This window comes from Chryseobacterium soldanellicola, from assembly GCF_900100115.1.
Taxonomy (GTDB): domain Bacteria; phylum Bacteroidota; class Bacteroidia; order Flavobacteriales; family Weeksellaceae; genus Chryseobacterium; species Chryseobacterium soldanellicola.
In genome coordinates, this window is record NZ_FNKL01000003.1 from 498,264 (window position 1) to 519,720 (window position 21,457).

Here is a 21,457-nt window from a genome sequence, read left to right on the forward strand (position 1 = left end):
AAAAATAGAGCTTTTGAGATTTCAGAAGCTTTTTTTGCTTTATTATTTCTTTTTGGTGAATAAAATTTGATGTATTTTCACCGTTTATAATTTCAATAGCGATTTAACCATGAAATCCAATAAACTCTTAGTAATTTTATTTGTTTTTTGCTATTCATTAATTGTTTTTGGCCAAGAAATAAGACCAGAGGTACAAAAAATAATTAATAATATCGAAGTAGAAAATACTTTAGATTACGAAGCTGTAGGCATTGCCGGAGAAAAAACAAAACAGTATGAAAATTTTGAAAGTCTAAAGAAATTTGCTACTACTGAAGAGCTTTTATTAATACTTAAAAGAAAAAATAACACTTCAAAAGGTTATGCTAGCTGGGCTTTAGTGGATACAAAATATCCATATCTAAAAAAAATCTTAAGTCAATTTATAGTTGATAAAGATTCTGTAGAAAATCAAAATGGATGTATATCGTCAATTGATGATTTAGCAACTATCTTTTATTTTAGGGTTTTTAACCAAAAATATTATAATGAATTATCCGAAAATGACAACATCTTTTTTTTGTCACAATTGGATGAGCTAAATGAAATTGTTATTAATAAAGTACAATCTGGATATTTATTGGAAAAAGCCCTAACCTGTAATCATAAAAACCCTAAAACTTATCTAAAAATAAAAAATCTTGCTTTAAAATATAAAAATAGATCTGCTATTGAAGCTTTAGGAGAATATCAGAAAAATGAAGATATTGAAACAATCAAAAACCTAAAAGAAGACGCTTTTCCTGCAATAGCAAAATTTCCTGATTCCAGCTTCTGGAGTTTTCTTACACCGTATTCGGGAAAAATTTCTTCCGAGGATTATATGGATGCAGTAGTAAGTTTCAAAAACAAAGAAGCGGAAGAATTGCTGAAAAATATTGTGAATACAATTCCTAAAGATTCAATAAGAAATTTAAGTAAAGCCGTAATAGATAATTACGATCCTCTTTATGAAAATATAGTGATGTCAATTTGGGAAAATCATCATATTATAGATCACAATGGAACAAAGATTTTAATAAATAGCAATCCAGAGAAGGCAGCGGCATCTTTTGTAAAAGTCTTATTAAATTCAGATAAAATATATCTTTCAGAATTTAATAATGATTATGGCAGTAGCGAAAAAATTTTCCCATTAATGCTTGATGTCATAAAAAAACATGAAAGTGATAAAATGCTAAAAATATGTAAACATCAGATCGTAGTAAATGACTTTACTCGTTTAAGTTTTTTCTTAAATATTGCAAAAGAAAACCAATTAACAAATACTTCTGAGGAAATTTTCAGCAAGCTGGAAAAAGCTAATTCTGCTTATGATTATTTCCATTTAGCGGAAACATTGTTTAGCTTTAAAAATATTGATAAAACTAACAAGGCTGTTTTAGTTCTCAAGAAGAATAAAGAAAAATGGGATTGGGGAAATTGGTCCGATGCATTTAGAGAATTATTTACTCAAAACAATATTTTGTGGGAATAATAAGTTTATTAAATTCCAAAAAATATCTGGCTAATCACAGTTAAAAGATAATGAAATCAATACATTGGCAGTGTTGAATTACATATTAGGCTTTCTTCCAATAAAAATTTGGTTTTTATAGCTTTCACAAATCTTCATCATAATGATATTTTGATTCCATTTTTGGTAACAAATGAAATTCCAAAATGATTATTTGGAAAGTACAGGTAAAATAAAAATAAGTATTGACAATCCGTAATTTTACACCATGAGCAACATCACCCAAAGACTAGAAAACGTAAAAAAACTCCAGGCCAAAAGATGGGAAAATGAAGATCATTGGGATGAATTAAATGATCTTTTAATCAAAGAATTGGATGAGATTTTATTGATAGAACCAGAAAATACTTCTGCTTTAATCAACATCGGAGCAGTATATTCTGATATGGGCGAAAATGAAAAAGCAGTTGAATATTTAAAAACTGCGCTGGATTTAGGTTCGGAAGATAAAAACCTTTTTATCAATCTTGCCATCGTAATGATTTATATGGAAAAACATCAGGAAGAATATTTAGAATATCTTGAAGAAGCCGAAGATAAAACTGAGCATCCGCTGACTTTTAAAGCTTACTTTGATCCTCAGTCTCATTAAATTCGGAAAAGATCAATGTGATCTCATTGCTTACAGATATTAATTTTCAAATAAATTTAAGATAACCACAAGTAAAATTAAATACCACAATTGAATTTATAATTCCTGAATAATGCAAATTTTTCGCTACCTTAGTTCAGAAAATCACAACAAAACTAGGCATTACATAAGATTATGGCGAAAGAACTTTATTTCATAAAAACCAATCCTGTTATTGCAAAAATCAATTTGTATAATAAACTTTGCCGTGAAGAAAATAATGTACTTAGTTTTTTAAATGATGATAAAAAAACAAGCCTTGAGATCATCAAAAACAAAGTAAAAGATTCTGTTGAAGAGCTCAGTCCGGAAGAATTATTACAGATTTTCAACTGGTTTAAAAATGAATACCGTTTGGATAAAGAGGAAATGAAAACCCAGCTTTTTATTAACGGCATTGATCTTTTTTATGAAATCCCGTCAGAAGCACATGTGAATAATTTTCAAAAAATACTTTCTGATTATGAAAAACATTCTCAATCCAGATTAAATTTTATTTCTGATTGTGAAAATTTTAATCATTTCTTAATTTACGGAATATTTTATACTCAAATGATCAAAAAAGAAAACGAAGATATTTTACCGCATTTTCTGAAGTCTGATTATAAAAAACTTTATATTCTCGCCGAAAATCAGTTTAATCTGAATGGTGTTGATAAAGTTGATTCTGATAATCTATACAACTATTTTATTGATTTATATGATTTTACGAAACATTATAAAGGTTCGATCATTAAATTGTACGCCCAATAAATGTCATTATCAATTTGCATGATTTCTACAAATGAGTATGCTCGTATTTTTACTTTATAATTTGCCCTTTGTAATATTTTTCTAAGAAAAAGCCGAGATCAGCCCTATAACCTATTCCCGAAGCCTCAAATTTCCAGCTTCCGTTGCGTTTGTAAAGCCTTCCGAATTCTACGCCCGTTTCGATGGAAAAATCTTCATCAAGTTCGTATTTTGCAATTTCCTGATTATTAGAATCGTCAATAATCCTTATATATGAATTTCTGACCTGGCCGAAATTTTGTTTTCTCCGTTCAAAATCTTCGATGGTTACTACAAAAAGGATTTCTTCTACTTTTTGATCAATTTTCTCAAGATCGATAATAATTGATTCATCGTCGTCTCCATCGCTGTTTTTACCGCTGGGATCATCGCCTGTATGTGTCAATGCGCCATCGGGAGAAATTAAATTATTATAAAAAACAAAATACTCTTCACTTACCAACTTTCTGTCAGAATCAATCATAATTGCCGAAGCATCAAGGTCAAAATCATATCCTTTTCCTTCATTCGGATCCCATCCGAGACCGATGGTCATTTTTGTAAGTCCGATTTCAATTCTTTGTCCTTTCTGTAAATTAATTGCCATAATTATTCTAGATCTTTTGATCGAAGTTATGGCTGATTTAGGAAATTTCCAACATATTTTGTGAGAAAAATTTATGTAAATTGCAGATTATAGAAATTAACCTTTAATAAAAACAGGCAACAAAAAAGCCCAACCAAAGTGATTGAGCTTTATATTTTAAAGTTAACATTTAATTCTGATTATTTATCCGCAACAGCCTTCGTCCTGCCTTTTGCCAACATTGGAATTGAAATTAATCCCATCACCAACATAATGACAATCTGTAACGGCAGAGAAATAAATGAATAGGTTAATCCTGTTTCACCACCCAATTCGCCGCTTTTTCCCATTGAAATAAATAAAGCCATAAAGCCGTATTTCATGGCAAGGTTGAAAGCTCCGATCCCGCCACTTGCAGGAATCATCATGCCTAAAGTTCCTACGACGATGATCAAAAATCCGTCGGCAATGGTAAAATTTGACGTTTCTGGTAACGCAAAACATACCAGATAAGCTGCAAAATAATACGAAATCCAGATTCCTAATGTATAAAGGATGAATTTTCCTTTTTGCTTTAATTTAAATATTGAAGTTAAGCCCTGGAAAATACCATCAATAAAATTAATGATCTTTTCAAATATCGAAATGCTTGCCAGTTTCTTTTTAAACACAAAAAACAAAACCGTTCCCACAACCAATATTAAAATGGCAATTAAAATTTTTGTAGGATTAATATTGATTCCGGAATCTTTATAAAATGCTAAAATAGCTTCAGATTTAAATAGTAAAGTCAATCCTAAAAACCCGATCATACAAACCAGATCCACGACTCTTTCTAAAATAATTGTTCCGAATGATTTATCTACAGGTACTTTTTCAACACCGTATAAAGCTGTTGCTCTGGCCACTTCCCCACTTCTGGGAATCGTTAAATTCATTAAATATCCAAAAGATATCGACCAAAGTGAGTTTGAATTTGAAATGGCATGTCCCATGGGTTCCAGCATCAGATTCCAGCGAATTGCCCTGAACCAATAGGCAGAAATTCCGAAGCAGGCAGCAAATAACACCCACCAATAATTGGCTTTTGCTAATGATTTCTGTATAACTTTAAAATCCAAACCTTTCAGGGCAAACCATAAAAAAAAGCCTGCAAAAGCAAGCGATATTACTATTGTTAACACTGATTTTATGGGACTCGTTGATTTTTTTTCCATCAGATTAGGTAAGAAGATTTGTTTTTTCGTCCGGGAAAACGATTTTAGGCTGGAAATCTTTAGCTTCCTCCGGCGTCATCTGAGCGTAAGCGATAATAATGATAATATCATCTCTCTGCACTTTTCTGGCAGCAGGACCATTCAGACAAACTTCTCCTGATTTTCTTTTTCCTTTGATGATGTACGTATCAAAACGCTCACCATTATTAACATTCACGATATAAACCCTTTCTCCGACTACCAGCCCGGCAGCATCAATAAGGTCTTCGTCAATCGTTATACTCCCGATATAATTAAGGTCTGAAGCCGTAACCCTTACCCTGTGAATCTTAGACTTGAATACTTCTATTAACATGCTGCAAATTTATTAATAAAAATTAATAAAATAGCGTTTTAAGATGAATTTCAAACTAACAGATACACAGGCTTTTAATTTTATTAAAAATAATTTTTCCCGATTTTACTTACAGAATTTACAATCATATCGTAAAAACCATTAATAGTTCATACAACATTCAGGATTTAATAAATGTAAAAAATAATATTTAAAAATTGCTAAAGTCAATACACATAAGCATTTGGCATGATTTTAGTAACGTGTAACGTAGATTTTTCGTGAAAGGCTAAATTATCATATTTTGATCGTTTTCATTAAAAATCAAAATAATTGTACAACTTTTAATAAAAAAATTGCACAATTAGAAAATTGTATTATATTTGCTATTATTACGAACTAACTTTAATATTAAAAATTATGAACAAGTCTGAATTAATCGACGCAATTGCAAAAGATGCAGGTATCACTAAAGTTGCAGCTAAAGCTGCTTTAGAATCATTCATTTCTAATGTATCAACTACTTTGAAGAAAAAAGACGGTAAAGTTTCTTTAGTAGGATTCGGAACTTTCTCAGTTGCTGAGAGAGCTGCAAGACAAGGTATCAACCCTGCAACTAAAAAACCGATTAAAATTGCTGCTAAAAAAGTTGCTAAGTTCAAAGCTGGTGCTGATTTGGCTACTGCAGTTTCGGGTGCTAAGAAAAAATAATCATTTCAGATTACAAAAAATTCAAACCTCATCGATTGATGAGGTTTTTTTATGATATATTTTTAATATTTGTTTATTTAGAGATGCTTCGTTCGACTCCGCGTGACAACACTAATACTAATAGCTTTATTTTAACAATCATTTTTTATCGATTTCATATGAACGAAGTCGAAAAAATTAAGGAGCCAAGCGGGAAATCTCCCAATCCAAATCATTTAAAGTATAAACAATCCTGTCGTGGAGCCTGTTTGGCCTGCCCTGCCAAAATTCAATTTCGTAAGGTTTTGCGATATAGCCACCCCAGTTTTCAGGCCTTGGAACTTCTCTGTTCTCAAATTCTTTTTCTAATTCTTTTAATTTTTCTTCGAGATATTCTCTGTTGGGAATGATCTGACTTTGCGGCGAAACAAAAGCTCCAAGCTGGCTTCCCTTCGGCCTGGAATGAAAATATCCGTCGCTGAGATTTTCTGCAATTTTCTCAAGATTGGCCTTAATGATAATCTGCCGTTCTAAATTCGGCCAGAAAAAATGGAGGCACGCTTTATGATTTTTCTCTATCGCTTTTCCTTTTTTGCTGTCATAATTTGTGTAAAAAATAAATCCTTCATAGGTATAAGCTTTCAACAAAACCATCCTTGTACGCGGGCAACCATCGCCTTCTACGGTAGAAATCGCCATCGCATTTGCTTCATAAATATCTGGATTTTCACTGGCTTCCAAAAACCAGTCTCTGAACTGCTCGAGAGGATTTTGTTTTATCTCACTTTCAACAAGTTGGGATTTATCATACACTTTTCTTTTGTCGTGCAGGTTTTCCATAAATATTTTTATTAAATTTGAGTATGAATTACTCATACAAAGGTAAAATATTAATTTCCACACCAGACATATCCGGTGATATTTTTTCCAGATCTGTGGTGCTCATTATCGAACATAATGAGAGCGGTGCATTTGGTTTGATATTAAACAAAAAAAACAGCCAAATGAGTAGTAAGTTTAAAGATTTCTTCGATTTTAAAATCGAGGTTTATGACGGCGGCCCCGTGGAAAATGACAAGGTTTTCTTTATTGTTAAAGGCAAGAAAAAAGTCACTGAAGTGTTTTCTGAAATCAATGATGAATATTATTTGACAGAAGATATTGAAAATATTATCAGTGCTGTTCTTAATAAAGAAATAGACATTCATGATGTTAAAATATTTTCGGGATATTCGGGTTGGACTGCCAGTCAGCTTGACAACGAAATCCTTAGTAAAATGTGGACTGTCGTAGATGTTTATAACCTGGATTATACACTTCCGAATGATCATACACTCTGGAAATCAATAATGCAAAATCTGGGCGGTGAGTATCTGCTCTGGGCAAATTCCCCGGAAGATATCTCATTGAATTAGAGACAATTATATTCAAAATAAAGGCTAAGCAAAACATTAACAAATTTTAAGATTCCATTAACCAATTTTTAGGAAAGAATTCACGTTCTTTGATAAATTAAAATCAAGAAAATGAAAGTACTTAAAGAACTTATATTATTTTTCTTTCCACGAGTTGCTGTAACTCTAATTCCCGTAAAACAAAAGCGAAAATTTAAATAATTAGCAAAAAAATTGCTCAATAAATTGTGGAAATATTCTATGATTTATTAACAATACAAATTCTGATCTATTCAGAATAAAACCCGGTAAAGGACTTTTGGAACTTTGTTGTTTACCGGGTTTGTCAATTTTTTAAAAATTTTTTTTCCAGCTTTCTATCCATTCTAAAAAGCGTGTGTCTGTAAAAGTTTTATTCCTAATCTTTCCTACAGAAAATATGCCCTTTTCATCAGAGATCATTAAAATTTCTTCTGATTTCTGAGATTCAAAAGCAATAATCTCGTGTTCCTGAATATCTGCAAGGTTATTTTTATGCAAAAAAGTAACAAAATTTTCCATTAAAGGAGAAATATAGGCGCCTTCGGACACTTTCGGAACTTTAATTACGTTTCCTTCTAAAAATAAAAGGTTTCCGGAAGTTGAACGGGCAATTCTTTTATTTGGGTTTAATAAAATAACATCGTCCAAGTCGTTTTCCTGTGCGTAAATCCCACCATAAATATTTTCTGGACAGTGAACACGGATATTGCTTAAAAGGTTGTTATTAACATTAATTTCTTTAATTAAATCCAATTCCAATGGTCTTTCATGAATTGCTAAAACATCATCCATCTTTTCAACATCATAAAAATAAGAAATCGATGATTTTGACAATGTAATGCCGTCAGAATTTCTAAAAACCTGGAAATTGATAATTCCGTTTTCTACCCCTTTTCCGTCAATAATATCTTTCTGAAAAAGTGACTGGAAAAATTCTAATGTATAGCTTAAAGGAATATTCATCCTCATTTTTCTCATGGAAGCCATCAGGAAAAAATAGCATTCTTCATCCATAATAAGCCTGGAGTTTCTTACAAAAAAAGAAACCTTTACCGCGTCGCCAAAAAGAAACGCTCTGTTTTTCACATGTAATTCGTCTGATGTAAAATATTGATTTTCCAACTTTTTTTGATTTGATTATAAAAAAATAATGAACGATAAATCGTTCATCAGTTTTATCATTGAGTACAGCTTACCATTAAGCGGCACCTAATTTTATTCTAAGGTTTTCTATAAGGTTTTCCCAATACATCGCGTTTTCCTCTTCATCTCCCTCTTCGCAGAAGTCTGTAATATTTAAAGCTAAATCTTCAGTAATATCGTCAATAGTAATGGTCATTTCAAAGAAATGTTTAGTCCCTTCATCTTCTTCCCATCTAAAACGCACGAAACCTTCAGGCTTATACCTAATCAGAGTTGCCTTCTCAGCAGGACCTCCTCCCCAGCTGAAAAAAAAGTCATCACCTTTCTCTGTCACATCATCCGCAAACCATTCAGATAATCCTTCCGCAGTTGCCAGATATTCATATAAAATCTCTGACAGACAGTGCATTGGAAATTCGTAATGGACTTTATGTTTCGCCATATAATCTTTGTTTTTATCGTCCCGCAATATATAAATTAATTTTTTTATTACACAAAAATGTGTTTACTTTTTTATACAATATGTATGATATTTATCAGAGATTTTTAATTAAATGTTTAGCATAGTTTTTAAACAAAACTTTCGTTTGAAATCCCGGAAAAATCTCTCCTATTTGAGAAGAGATTTTTTTAATTTTCATTTAAAACATCGATAATAATTTGACAGCCTTCCCTTATTTCGTCTTCAGAAAGTGTCAAAGGCGGAGAGATCCTAAGGTATTCATTTCTATATAATTGCCAGAAAACGATCAGTCCTTTTTCCATGCATTTTTTTGCCACAGATAAGGTATATTCCGGTGAGCCGAGATTAACGGCCAACATTAAGCCTTTTCCGTTGATATTCCGGATTTTAGGATGAACAAGCAACTCCCTGAACAGCTTTTCTTTTTTGTCAACTTCGTTCATCAAACCACTTTCCAGAACTTCTTTCAGCGTCGCATAGCTTGATGCTGCGATCAAAGGATTCCCACCAAAAGTTGTGATATGGCCAAGCTTTGGAGAATGGCTTAATGATTCCATAATTTCTTTTGAGCTCATAAAAGCTCCTACAGGCACACCGCCGCCCATTCCTTTGCCCATCACCAAAATATCGGGTACAATCCCGTAATGCTCAAAAGAGAATAATTTTCCGGTTCTTCCGAATCCCGGTTGAATTTCATCTAAAATCAAAAGCGCTCCTACTTCCTCACATCTCTTTTTTAAATTAATGAGATAATTATCATTGGGAATTAGAAAACCAGCTGCTCCCTGAATTGTTTCCAGGATAACGCAAGCTGTTTTTTCCGTGATTTTATCAAAATCTTTTTCATTATTAAATTCAATAAAAGAAACCATTGGCAATAAGGGACGAAATTCTCGCTTATGGGCTTCATTTCCTGAAACACTCAAAGCGCCATGTGTATTTCCGTGGTAAGAGTTTTTGAAAGAGACAATTTCTTCTCTTCCCGTGTATCTTTTGGCTAATTTTAAGCTTCCGTCAATGGCTTCCGCCCCACTGTTCACCAAATAAGTAATTTCTAAAGGCTCAGGTGTTGATTGGGCTAATAATTTACATAAAGCTATCGGTTTTTCCTGGGCATATTCGCCATAAACCATTACATGAAGATATTTTTCCGCCTGTTCTTTTATGGCCTCAACAATTTTTGGATGAGAATGCCCCAATGTATTGGCAGAAACTCCTGCCACGAAATCAAGATATCTTCTCCCGTCTTTTCCGTAAATATAGCTTCCTTGCGCTTTTTCAACTTCAAAACCTGCTGCAAACTTTGTGGTTTGAGCCTGATATATAAAAAAATCTTTTTGCATTTCCATAATCTTGAAAACTTTCAGCAAAACTAAAGAACATTCATCAAACGCCGAAATTATCTTAATAGAAAAAAATTACCCTCAATTAAAAATCAAGGGCAATACACCAAATCACAAAATATATAAATTTTTTTCACCGTGCTTATAGGACTTTCTGCTGTTGGTTAATAATGATAATAATTTTTATTTAAAGTTTGAATCAATATTTAAACCGATTGATATGATAAATATATAAAATATTGTTAATTAAAATAACTATTTCATAAAATATTTAACAATTAAATGAAAATAATATAAATCAAAATAAAGTGAGATAAAAATTACATAATAAGAACTGCTTACTGATAAAGATTCAGCATTCACACAGTAATGAATAAAATGTTAAAAAAAATTAACATAAAAAAGTCTTAAAGTATATATTGTAGACAACTTTTCCTTCATTATTCCTAAAAAATAAGCCATCATTTTCTATTAAAAACTAATGGCTTATGAATATATTGAGAAAATAACTCTACTTTTTCTAATTATTTTCTTGTTCGTTTTGGCTTTTTGGCTTCTTCTTTTGCCTTTTCCTTTTCTACAGCGTCCTGTGCTTTATTATAAAGGGAATCGTCTGTTTCATATTTTATTTCCTCATAATTTGGAGTATCTACGAGAATGTCTTGCCATTTTCTTATCCGATCTGTTGTATTCCAGTTAAAATCAGGAAATTTCCTTTTAGAAGGTTCAATTTTACTCATCGGGTACGTATCTGAATTGGCACCGATATTACAGGAAACAATTTGTAAAGCTTTTTCTTCAAAAACAGCATCAATAATTCCGCAAGATGTCAGAGAAATACCAATTCTTTCATTTTTTTTCGTCTTTTCATTAAAATCGTCCGCATAACTTATCGCTTGGGCGTTTCCGATTACTTTGGCTTCCTTAATATCGTTTTTCTCATAATAAACGGTCATCAGCTTTCCTTTTACCTGGTTAAATTCATCTTTTAACGTTAAAGAATCAACCTTACTGATGGCAAAAGCATTTCCGATTACCTTCAGAGAATCAATATTTTCATTTTCAGTATTAAAATATGCCTCTACTTTATCACCTGTAACCTGCTTTTCGCCGCTCCAGAGAATAGGTTTGGTGTACATATGCATTACACCGTCTGTTTCATTAAAAGCAATAGAATCCGCTCTTCCCTGCGCATTTGACTTGTAAAATCTGCCTTTTTTAAAAGCGCGCAGAAAGCTTTTTTTAACTTTTATATCTAAAGAATCAGGTTTTTGGTAAGAAATAATTTTCTCGGCCGCAAAATACATAGAATCTTTTTCAAAAGCTTTCACAGCGTACGGATTTTTGGTCATCATCGCAGAATCTTTCTTTTCGAAAATCTCTCCGTAGCCACCTTTTATCCATCTTTTTTCATTCGGGTCGTCCAGCGTTACATTGCCTGTAGCCGTACCAAAACCGGTGATCTGATTGTAATACATATCATCGCCCGTCAGAATTTTATCATTGTAAAAAATTTTAGAATTTTTATTCAGATAAACTTCTTTAGAATTCATTTTATAGGTCCCTCTTTCTGTATAAACGCGATTTTTGGGATTATCCCGCCTTGTAATTGTAGTCGGACCGAAGAATTCCGCAACTTTTGTATTTTGATTTTGTTTAATATTAATTCCTTCTACGATATAATCGGGATTATCAATTTTTACATTCCCAAGGAAATCAATCATTTTTGTATCCAGAAAATAGGTGGCAGACTTTGTGTACATGGTACTTTGGCCGTCAGTAATTGTTCCGCCCGTATTGAAATAGGCCTGATTTGAAAGCCTGTCGTAATACAAAATATCGGTCCGGATCGTCTGTTTCGGATCGGTAAGAACAACATTTTTCCGTGCTACCCCTTTTTGAGTATTGGCATCGTATTCCATTTCTCCGGCAGTAATTACAGAGCCGTCAACATTCTGAAGCCTTGTGTTCCCGATAGCTTTTACGAAATTTTCCTCTTCATATAAAATAACCTCATCCGCTGTAAGGATAGAGCCCTGGTGCTCGATTCTCACATTACCGACAAGAAACCTGTTACCGTCGTACTTATCGGGATCTTTTTTAATTTCGTCTGCATTGAGGATTTTTACTCTGTCTCCGGGATTTACCGTTAGCGCCTGAGATTTTGCAGGAGACTGCAAATAGGGATCCCTCTGCACTGGCTTCTGTTTGTCCTGCGCAAAAGTAATCGTAGAAATAAAAACTAATAAAAAAAGTATCAGTCTCATTGATTAATCATTCTTAGTGCCATAAAAATACAGCGAATGAGAATCAATTTTTACACCAAAAGCATCTTCAATAGCTTCTTTTATCCCTTGAATTCTTGGGTCACAAAATTCAATGATCTCTTCAATCTCTTTATCCGAGTCTTTTTTATAGATCACCAAATGGTCATGCTGCTTATCAAAGTAAGACTTTTCATAAGATGAAGAGGTCAAAGTTTTCTCCCCAAACTGATGTTTACGGATCAGCCCAGCATCAAGGAAAATCTCAATCGTATTGTAAATTGTAGCTTTAGATACATGATATTTTTTCTGAAGCATCAGCAGATAAAGGTCGTCTACATTGAAGTGGTGATCCATATTATAGATTTCTTCCAATATAGTATATCTTTCAGGCGTGTTTCTGAAACCTTTTTCTAATAAGTAGTTCCTTAAAACATCTTTGATTAAAGCAATATTTTTTTCTTTTTGTAAAGTATCCATTAAAAAAATTATCTACAAATTTATCGATTTTTATTTAAATAAATGGCAGACTATAATGTTAAAGGATATTAACTATTGTGGCGTAAAAATTCTGCCTGCTCGATTTTATGATCGTAAACCGTAAGCTCTGTGATCGGCGCAGATTCCACAACTACATTGTGTGAAGTGACTCCCCAAGACTTGAAATCATCACTTCCGATATACTTCACAAAATTGTAAATATTCAGTGTAATTTTTTGTTTAACCGTTAAAAGTATATCGTTGATATAGGTGTTATCTATAACTACATATTTCAGATCCGGCGGTATATTGTGAGCTCTTAAAGACGGGTGGCTGCTTTTTGAAGGAATCGTACCGTCAGCCATTAAATCTTTTAAAACCATATGAAAATAATCATTAATTCTACGGTCAACTTTAAATCCTAAAAGGAAATTGATCTTATAAACCGTTCCCGGTAAAATTTCGTCTACCGTATATTTAAATGTAAACGGATCTTCCTGATTAACAATGCTTAATATAAAATAATGATCTGCTCTTTTCGGTTGTTTTTTGATGATGGAATAGATAATTTTTGATTCTACCTCATCATTTCTTTTTGCGCGGCTCAGATAAGCAAGATTGGTAGCATATTTAGGAATTGTTTCATCCAGTTTCATATCCTTAATTATAGAAACATAACTTTCAATCTTTACAAAATTGATGAATTTGGTTTTAATCAGTCTTCCGTTGTACCATGCATACATGCAGACTCCGATGAATCCTCCCAAGATAACCGTAATCCAGCCGCCTTCGAAGAATTTAATAATATTAGCACTGAAAAATCCTAATTCTATCGCCATATACACTAAAGCAAAAACAAGGATAAGCCCTTTATTAACCCTGTGTTTCAGAAGCCAGAACATTAATAAAATAGTGGTCATCAACATGGTTACGGTAATTGAAAGCCCGTATGCGGCTTCCATTTTCCCAGATTCCCTGAAGTGTAAAACTACGATGATACATAAAATTAAAAGCCCCCAATTGATCCTTGGAATATACATTTGGCCTTTAACCCCCGATGGATAATCAATTTTTTGATTCGGCCATAAATTAAGGGACATTGCTTCTGAAAAGATTGTAAAAGAACCCGTAATTAAGGCCTGACTTGCAATAATTGCTGCACCTGTTGCCAAAATTACCCCTGGTAAAATCATCCATTCTTCCATAATTCCGAAAAACGGATTGACTGTTGAAAATCCTGCTTTTCCATAGTTACTTAATAGCCATGAACCTTGACCAAGATAGTTTAAGATCAGCATGATTTTTACAAAAACCCAGCTTACTCTGATATTTTTGGCACCGCAATGTCCTAAATCCGAATAAAGAGCTTCTGCTCCCGTCGTACAAAGGAAAACCGCTCCTAGTATGACAATCGCACTTGGAGAATTAGCTATAAGCTTGTAAGCATAATATGGATTAAAAGATCTTAAAATCTCAAAATTTTCGCTTAAATGCATGATTCCCAAACCACCTAATACCAAGAACCAGACAACCATTACCGGACCGAAAAACTTCCCGATAAAGCTGGTCCCAAATTGCTGTACAACAAATATCAAAATCAGAATTCCGATCGTAATTGGAACAACCGGTGTGTGAGGATTGTAAATTTCAAGACCTTCGATTGCTGACATTACCGTAAGCGATGGTGTTATAACTCCATCTGCAATCAGGGCTGCTGCCCCTACAATAGCAATAAGGTATAACCAGCCTTTTTTAAGGTTTTTAACCAAAGAAAATAAAGCTAAAATACCTCCTTCCCCTTTATTATCCGCCCGTAAGGCAATAATTACATATTTAATGGTGGTCTGGAGCGTAAGGGTCCAGATAATACATGAAAGAGCCCCTTCTATGTATTCATTGAAAGGCATATTGCTCCCACCGTCTCTTGCATTTACAATCGCTTTCATTACGTAAAGCGGCGATGTTCCGATATCTCCGAAAACAATTCCTAGAGAGACCAAAACTCCAATAAAAGAAAGTTTTTTTATGTCAAAATGATGACCACCTTCTGTAACGTCTGCCATATCAGCTTATTTATTTTAAACGCGCAAATTTATACTAAATTTACGACGCCAAGAATTATTCTTCATGAATATAATAAATGAAAAAACTTCCTTTCGGAAGTTTTTCTCTATAATCATTTAATTATTTAACATACATCGCTTTTTTGATTTCCTCTTTCACTTTTTCAAGTTTAGGGAACCATTCTGCAAATAACGCAGCAGAGTAAGGCGCAGGCGCATCAGGAGTAGTAATTCTCTTGATCGGAGCATCCAGATAATCAAATGCTTTTTGCTGTACCATATAAGTAATCTCTGAAGAAACTGAAGCAAATGGCCAGGCTTCTTCCAAAATAACCAATCTGTTTGTTTTCTTTACAGACGCTAAAACCGTATCAAAATCCAAAGGACGAACCGTTCTAAGGTCAATTACTTCCACAGAAATACCTTCTTTAGCCATATCTTCAGCAGCCTGAATAGCCAATTTCATAATTTTTCCGAAAGAAACCAGCGTTACATCCGTACCTTCTCTCTTGATATCTGCTTTACCGATCGGTAAATAGTACTCTTCCTCAGGAATTTCCATTTTATCACCGTACATCTGCTCAGATTCCATGAAGATTACAGGATCATTATCCTGAATCGCTGTTTTTAATAATCCTTTCGCATCGTATGGATTTGAAGGAACTACAACTTTAAGTCCCGGAACGTTGGCAAACCAGTTTTCAAAAGCCTGAGAGTGTGTTGCACCCAACTGACCTGCCGAAGCAGTAGGACCTCTGAAAACGATCGGACAGTTCCACTGGCCACCGCTCATCTGACGGATTTTTGCAGCGTTATTAATAATCTGATCAATTCCTACCAAAGAAAAATTGAATGTCATATATTCTACAATTGGTCTGTTACCGTTCATTGCAGCACCTACAGCAATACCTGTAAAACCAAGCTCAGCGATTGGTGTATCGATTACTCTTTTAGGACCAAATTCATCCAGCATTCCTTTTGAAGCCTTATATGCACCATTGTATTCTGCAACTTCCTCCCCCATTAAAAAGATGGATTCGTCTTTACGCATTTCCTCGCTCATTGCCTGTGCAATTACCTCACGAAAAGTATATTCTGCCATATTTATTTGAAAAATTTAGAGTACAAAAATAGTGTTTTTTTATTATACACATAACAAAAACGACATCTCATTGAATGATTATCCTCTATTAATTTTATTTAAACTAAGTTTTCTTCAATTTCACTTAATTCTTTATAATTTTTTTTAAGATCAAAAAGTATTTTGCCATATGTTTTTTTATAAATCACATATAACAAATATACCACAATTATTAAAGCAGCGCCAAAGACTATATAATTTCCAAGTTCAGGAGTCATCTGTTCAGCATTCGTAGTATGAAGATTATTATGATTATATCCATCACTAAGTCCAGCCATGAAATCTTTAGTATTATTTTTAAAATCAATAACATTCACTAAAACAATTAAAAGAAAAGAAATTCCTGCATATCCGAAAATTATTTTTCTTAAGTTTAAAATATTTTTCATTAATGAAATTGAAGTTTCCCCAGTACTTATTTTATTGAAGAAATAAATAACCAGTCCGAAAAAAACACCAAATAAACTCATTCTTGTATAAGGAAAATACCCGTCAATATATCCGTAAACAGCCCAAAGAACAATCTCAATTGAACCAGTAACAAATAAAGTTTTCGTGACAGAAACAGATTTTTGCTTTATCATTTTGTGAATCTCTTTTTCAGAATAATCTTTAAAATCATCAGATTTCTTATTCCAGTCTTTTTTTAAAAGTTCTAATTCTTCCATATTATTTTGTGTCTATCTTTTGTTTTAAATTATTTTTCGCTCTGTTCATTTTTACTCTTGCATTTCCTTCCGTGATACCTAGAATCTCTCCTATTTCTTTATAGGGTTTATCTTCCAGATACATCATAATCAATGCTTTTTCGATATCCGATAAACTGTGAATTGCCTGATACATCTTTTTCAGCTTATGTCCGTCATCTTCGTAACTTTCATACTCTGTTTTTATGATTGAAATATCAATTGGTGATTTTTCAATCTCTCTTTTTTTCGATTTCTGAAATAACGAAATAGCTGTATTTAAGGCAACGCGATACATCCATGTAGAAAATTTTGCTTCACCTTTGAAGCCGGGAAATGATTTCCAAAGCTGAATTGTAATTTCCTGAAAAAGGTCTTCATGATCTTCAGCATTATCTGTATAGATCCTACATACCTTATGAATAATTCGCTGATTATCTTTAAAAAGACTAATAAATGATTTTTCCAAATTTGTGCTCATAATCTATAAGTGTGTAATTTTTATTTTCGTTACACATTTTTTAAATAAAAAAACGACATCTCATTTTAAATGAAATGCCGTTTATTAATTTTATGTAAACTTTGCTTAATTTGCTTTCTGCCAAGTTTGCGTTCTTCCGATTAAAGATAGACCGATGTATCCTCTTACGTTCAGCTGATCACCGCTTCTTGTGATGGTACATTTGTAAGTTTTCCCTGTTTTAGGATCTGTAATTGTACCTCCGGTAAATTCATCGCCGTCTTTTTTTAACCCTCTGATGATTTCCATACCTAAAATCGGTTTGTTTTTTCTGTCATCTTTACAGTCAACACAGTTAGGATTTGCAGGTTTTATCAATAATTGAGATACTTTCCCGTAATATTTTCCGTCTGTTTTTTTATAGATTTCAACAATAGATTTTGCCTGTTTTGTCTCATCATCTATGGTTTTCCACTTTCCTTCGATTTGTGCAAATGACAATACGCCAAATAAGGAAAGAACGAATGTTAATAATAATTTTTTCATATTTCTTATAGTTTTAATTCCGATAAAAGATTTTTGTTCTCTATTTATTGCTAAAAATATAAATTAATTTTAAACAAACAAAAACTTTTATTATCCAAGGCATATATAACAATAGATGTACCAAGTTTTAAAACTAAACATTCATTAAATTTATTCTACAATCTGGATCAGAGACATCTTCTCATATTGCTCAGAACGCGTTTTAGGATTCAGGAATTTTAAAGACAATCTTGTTATACCAAAATGATTTTCCTGATCTATAATCTTATAATTTCTTCCCAAATCTTTCAGCTGCTCGTTATAAATCACGAGATAATCACCTTTTCTCAATGTATTTCCTTCCACTCGCGGTGTGTTTCTTTTCGTATAAAAATCAAAAGCCCAGGGTTCGTAACCTTTTAACATAAAAATTTTATCTTTTTCAATCTTATTTTCATTCACATATTCCGCTAGTCTCAAACTGCCCTGATATTGGGTAAGGACGGGATAAAATTGGGTATTAAGGAAAATATTTACACCAATTGCAAAAACAAGCGAAACAAAAACATACTTTTTAAAGATATTTTCTTTTGTAAAAATTTTAATAATTAAATAAATAAAAATCAAAATTGTCAGAATATACATGACAATATTCGGAGCTCCGGAAAAAAAGTAAGTCAGCAAACTAACCCCCAACATTGTTCCAAAAACCACGACCATTTGAATTATATATAAAACCTTTATTTTTTTAACTGAATTCTTTCTAAACAATTCAAATAAATATCCCGATGTCAAAACCGCTAAAACCGCAATTAGGCCGTTCAAATAATGTGGAAGCTTAAATTTCGAAGCTGAAAAAACGATCATTACCAGCCAAAAGCCTCCCAATGTTAAAAATTCAACGCCATCAATTTTCCGGAATCTGTTTTTAATGAAAAATGCAGTTTTCTCAAAAACTCCAAAATAAAAAGCGAGAGAAAAAGGTAAAAATGCCCACAACAACGTATGAAAAAAGAAAAAATAATCCGGACTTGTTTCTTCAAAGCCACTCGCAGTCAATCTGTTGACACTTTGATTAAATAAAATAAATTGAATTCCTTCTTGCCCAAACTGATGATAATAAGCATATAGAATCGGTAAAATCCCGATGGCAAAACTTATCGCTGCGATACTTATTTTAAAGTTAAAAAACCTCTTCCATTCCCTTGAATACAGCAAATAGGCGAAAATACAAAACCCGATAATCACAATCGCCATCAAACCTTTTGAAGAAAAAGCCAAAGCAGTTCCCAATCCGGCAAAAATAACGCTCGAAATATTTTGAGTTTTGATAAATTTTACAAACTGCCATACTGCAAAAATGATAAATCCCGTCAGAACCGCATCCGTTCTCACATCATGCGCCGAAAGAATAATCGTTTGCGCCGAAAGAAAGATCAGCGAAGCAACGTAGCTTGTATTTGAATTATTATACAGTAAATCCGTTAGTTTTTTTGTTGAAAAAGCACCTAAAGCCAGGCACAGCAACGCCGGAATTCTATAAGCAATATGATTGATCCCGAAGGCTTTCATGGATAAAGCAGCCAGCCAAAAATGCATATGCGGTTTGTCCAGATACGGGTTTTCACCTTTAAAAATATTCAGAAAATCATTGTTCAGAGCCATCCTCATCGCCATCGATGCGTGCTGTGCCGAATCATTTTCCATAAGCGGAATAAACAAGCCTGAAATATAAACTATTGAAAAACCGATATATAACCATAATATCTGGCTTGGTGACAGCAGTTGATTTTCATTCATAAGAAGATAGTTTTTTTAGTATTTTTGCAATAGCATTTTCAATGCAAATTTAATAAATCAATACAAACTTAATGGATCATAATAAATTTTACTCTTTGGTCATCCCAATGTATAATGAAGAAGGCAATGCCGGAATTCTTATAGATCGTATCAAAGACGCCATGAATGGCTATAAATACGAGCTCATCTTAATCGATGACAATTCAAAAGATGGAACAGTAAAAGAAATTAATGAAAAAAATGATCCAAGCGTAGTTTTGATTCAACTGAAGAAAAATTACGGGCAAAGCTCCGCGATGATGGCGGGTTTCGATTATGCAACGGGAGATTACATTATTACACTGGATGGCGATTTGCAAAACGATCCGAGTGATATTCCTGCGATGGTTAATCTTCTGGAAAGTGGTGATTATGACCTAGTTGTAGGAAAACGCCAGAAAAGAAAAGATTCTTCCGTAAGGACAATTCCTTCCAGAATTGCGAATTTTATTATTAAAAGAACCACAAAGCTTAATATTTCAGATCAGGGTTGTGCCCTAAAAGTTTTTACTCAGGACACCGCAAAAGACCTGAACTTATATGGTGAAAATCACCGTTTTATCAGCTTAATGGCGCATCTGAACGGTGCAAGAATCACAGAAATGCCCGTAAAACACCACGCAAGACAGTTTGGTGTTTCAAAATATGGGATGAACAGAACTTTTAAAGTAATTAATGACTTACTTTTGGTTTTATTCAACCAAAAATATCTTTCAAAACCGATTTATCTTTTCGGAAATATCGGTTTGGCGGCTTTTGTGCTCGGAATGCTGATCAATGTTTATCTTTTGGTCGTAAAATTGATGGGACATGACATTGGCGGAAGACCTTTATTGATTTTAGGCGTACTTTTGGCTTTTATCGGAATACAGTTTTTCACGACAGGAATTATCATCGATATGTTGATGAAAACCTATTACGAATCACAAAGCAAACGACCTTTCAATATCAGAAAAATTACAAATTTTGGAGAAAACAAAGCTTAAAAAACTTCTTCTCAATGCGGTAAAAATCCTTATCAGCATTGCATTGCTGTATTTTGTGTTCAAAAAAATACCGTTTCGTGATGTTGCGAAACTTTGGTCCACCATTAATGTTTTTTATGTCATTCTTGCCGCTGTTTTCTTTTTGGGATCGCAGGTTTTATCGACAAAAAGGCTTGAAATCTATTTACATTCAAATGATTTTAATCTGGATTTCAGAAGTAATGTAGAACTTTATTTTTTGGGAATGTTCTATAACTTTTTCATTCCCGGAGGAATCGGCGGTGATGCTTACAAAGTGTATATTTTAAATAAAAAATTCGGCTGGAGCGCAAAAAAAATCACTTCTTCCCTTTTCAATGACCGATTGAGCGGGCTTTTGGCGATTTGCGTTCTAATTCTCACTTTTTCAGCATTTTTATTTGAAAATCAGTGGATTATTTTAATCATTGCTTTAATTATAATCGGAATCGCTTTTACGTTTTTTATTACAAAGAAGTTTTTTTCGACTTATAAAGACATTTTCTTTAAAACTTTTTCAATGTCAATATTAATACAGCTTTTACAGGTTATTTGCTTTATTTTAATCATGAAAAGCTTAGGATTAAATGATAATTTTACGATTTATACGGTCACTTTTCTTGGAAGCTCTGTTTTAAGTTTAGTATCTTTCGCGGGAATTGGGGTGCGGGAAATGCTTTTTCTTCAGGCTTCAAAATATTTTAATTTTGATCCTTCAGTTTCAGTTTCGGCATCGTTACTTTTTACGGTAATTACTGCATTTTTTTCCTTTTTTGGAATTATATTTCAATTAAGAAAGTTAAATTTAAAACTTACAGAAAAATAA

At 32.9% G+C, this 21,457-nt stretch carries 22 protein-coding genes; 7 read left to right on the plus strand and 15 right to left on the minus strand.

Annotated elements, in window-relative coordinates:
* Positions 1-109: 109 nt before the first annotated feature.
* From BLT04_RS11790 to BLT04_RS11800, 3 genes are all read left to right on the plus strand, one after another.
* A complete protein-coding gene (locus tag BLT04_RS11790; protein ID WP_089756007.1) occupies positions 110-1,516 on the plus strand; it encodes a hypothetical protein in 1,407 nt (468 codons plus the stop codon).
* 247 nt (positions 1,517-1,763) lie between these two features.
* A complete protein-coding gene (locus tag BLT04_RS11795; RefSeq protein WP_089756008.1) occupies positions 1,764-2,147 on the plus strand; it encodes a tetratricopeptide repeat protein in 384 nt (127 codons plus the stop codon).
* Between the two features lie 174 nt (positions 2,148-2,321).
* Positions 2,322-2,939: a hypothetical protein gene (locus BLT04_RS11800; protein WP_089756009.1), complete on the plus strand. Its 618-nt coding sequence runs from the start codon at positions 2,322-2,324 to the stop codon at positions 2,937-2,939.
* A 49-nt stretch (positions 2,940-2,988) separates the two neighbouring features.
* On the opposite strand, the gene BLT04_RS11805 is transcribed toward BLT04_RS11800, so the two are convergent.
* From BLT04_RS11805 to panD, 3 genes are all read right to left on the minus strand, one after another.
* A complete protein-coding gene (locus BLT04_RS11805; RefSeq protein WP_089756010.1) occupies positions 2,989-3,564 on the minus strand; it encodes a TerD family protein in 576 nt (191 codons plus the stop codon).
* 179 nt (positions 3,565-3,743) lie between these two features.
* Positions 3,744-4,760 (minus strand): lysylphosphatidylglycerol synthase transmembrane domain-containing protein, encoded by a 1,017-nt coding sequence (locus BLT04_RS11810; protein ID WP_170828472.1) that lies wholly within the window; start codon positions 4,758-4,760, stop codon positions 3,744-3,746.
* Between the two features lie 4 nt (positions 4,761-4,764).
* Positions 4,765-5,115 (minus strand): aspartate 1-decarboxylase, encoded by a 351-nt coding sequence (panD, locus tag BLT04_RS11815; RefSeq protein WP_089756012.1) that lies wholly within the window; start codon positions 5,113-5,115, stop codon positions 4,765-4,767.
* Positions 5,116-5,514: 399 nt separating this feature from the next.
* On the opposite strand from panD, the gene BLT04_RS11820 reads away from it, so the two are divergent.
* Positions 5,515-5,805: an HU family DNA-binding protein gene (locus BLT04_RS11820; protein WP_089756013.1), complete on the plus strand. Its 291-nt coding sequence runs from the start codon at positions 5,515-5,517 to the stop codon at positions 5,803-5,805.
* Positions 5,806-5,982: 177 nt separating this feature from the next.
* Here BLT04_RS11820 and pdxH read toward each other — a convergent pair whose 3' ends face one another.
* Positions 5,983-6,624, minus strand: coding sequence for a pyridoxamine 5'-phosphate oxidase (pdxH, locus tag BLT04_RS11825; RefSeq protein WP_089756423.1), 642 nt, complete (start codon positions 6,622-6,624; stop codon positions 5,983-5,985).
* A 23-nt stretch (positions 6,625-6,647) separates the two neighbouring features.
* On the opposite strand from pdxH, the gene BLT04_RS11830 reads away from it, so the two are divergent.
* Positions 6,648-7,199: a YqgE/AlgH family protein gene (locus BLT04_RS11830; RefSeq protein WP_089756014.1), complete on the plus strand. Its 552-nt coding sequence runs from the start codon at positions 6,648-6,650 to the stop codon at positions 7,197-7,199.
* Between the two features lie 333 nt (positions 7,200-7,532).
* Here the strand turns inward: BLT04_RS11830 and BLT04_RS11835 are convergent, their stop codons facing one another.
* The 11 genes from BLT04_RS11835 to BLT04_RS11885 all read right to left on the minus strand — a co-directional run bounded on the left by BLT04_RS11835 (position 7,533) and on the right by BLT04_RS11885 (position 19,588).
* A complete protein-coding gene (locus BLT04_RS11835) occupies positions 7,533-8,342 on the minus strand; it encodes an aminotransferase class IV (RefSeq protein ID WP_089756015.1) in 810 nt (269 codons plus the stop codon).
* Between the two features lie 76 nt (positions 8,343-8,418).
* Positions 8,419-8,805 (minus strand): START-like domain-containing protein, encoded by a 387-nt coding sequence (locus BLT04_RS11840; RefSeq protein ID WP_029294636.1) that lies wholly within the window; start codon positions 8,803-8,805, stop codon positions 8,419-8,421.
* Positions 8,806-8,993: 188 nt separating this feature from the next.
* Positions 8,994-10,169, minus strand: a complete 1,176-nt coding sequence (locus BLT04_RS11845) for an aspartate aminotransferase family protein (RefSeq protein WP_089756424.1) — start codon at positions 10,167-10,169, stop codon at positions 8,994-8,996.
* Between the two features lie 524 nt (positions 10,170-10,693).
* On the minus strand, positions 10,694-12,436 hold the full coding sequence (locus BLT04_RS11850) for an OstA-like protein (protein WP_089756016.1): 1,743 nt from the start codon (positions 12,434-12,436) through the stop codon (positions 10,694-10,696).
* Between the two features lie 3 nt (positions 12,437-12,439).
* Complete coding sequence (locus BLT04_RS11855; RefSeq protein WP_089756017.1) at positions 12,440-12,913, minus strand: Fur family transcriptional regulator; 474 nt, start codon at positions 12,911-12,913, stop codon at positions 12,440-12,442.
* A 68-nt stretch (positions 12,914-12,981) separates the two neighbouring features.
* Entirely contained in the window at positions 12,982-14,976 is a 1,995-nt protein-coding gene (locus BLT04_RS11860; protein ID WP_089756018.1) for a KUP/HAK/KT family potassium transporter, read from the minus strand.
* Between the two features lie 121 nt (positions 14,977-15,097).
* On the minus strand, positions 15,098-16,078 hold the full coding sequence (locus BLT04_RS11865) for a pyruvate dehydrogenase complex E1 component subunit beta (protein ID WP_089756019.1): 981 nt from the start codon (positions 16,076-16,078) through the stop codon (positions 15,098-15,100).
* Positions 16,079-16,176: 98 nt separating this feature from the next.
* Positions 16,177-16,785 (minus strand): hypothetical protein, encoded by a 609-nt coding sequence (locus tag BLT04_RS11870; RefSeq protein WP_089756020.1) that lies wholly within the window; start codon positions 16,783-16,785, stop codon positions 16,177-16,179.
* Between the two features lies 1 nt (position 16,786).
* On the minus strand, positions 16,787-17,284 hold the full coding sequence (locus BLT04_RS11875; protein WP_089756021.1) for an RNA polymerase sigma factor: 498 nt from the start codon (positions 17,282-17,284) through the stop codon (positions 16,787-16,789).
* A gap of 105 nt (positions 17,285-17,389) precedes the next feature.
* A complete protein-coding gene (locus BLT04_RS11880; RefSeq protein WP_089756022.1) occupies positions 17,390-17,809 on the minus strand; it encodes a DUF2147 domain-containing protein in 420 nt (139 codons plus the stop codon).
* Between the two features lie 150 nt (positions 17,810-17,959).
* Positions 17,960-19,588 carry an ArnT family glycosyltransferase gene (locus BLT04_RS11885; protein ID WP_089756023.1) on the minus strand — a complete coding sequence of 543 codons (1,629 nt, stop codon included), beginning with the start codon at positions 19,586-19,588 and terminating at the stop codon, positions 17,960-17,962.
* Between the two features lie 71 nt (positions 19,589-19,659).
* Here BLT04_RS11885 and BLT04_RS11890 point away from each other — a divergent pair, with 71 nt between their 5' ends.
* Entirely contained in the window at positions 19,660-20,613 is a 954-nt protein-coding gene (locus tag BLT04_RS11890) for a glycosyltransferase family 2 protein (protein ID WP_089756024.1), read from the plus strand.
* A complete protein-coding gene (locus tag BLT04_RS11895) occupies positions 20,594-21,457 on the plus strand; it encodes a lysylphosphatidylglycerol synthase transmembrane domain-containing protein (RefSeq protein ID WP_170828473.1) in 864 nt (287 codons plus the stop codon). Before BLT04_RS11890 ends, BLT04_RS11895 begins: the two co-directional genes overlap by 20 nt.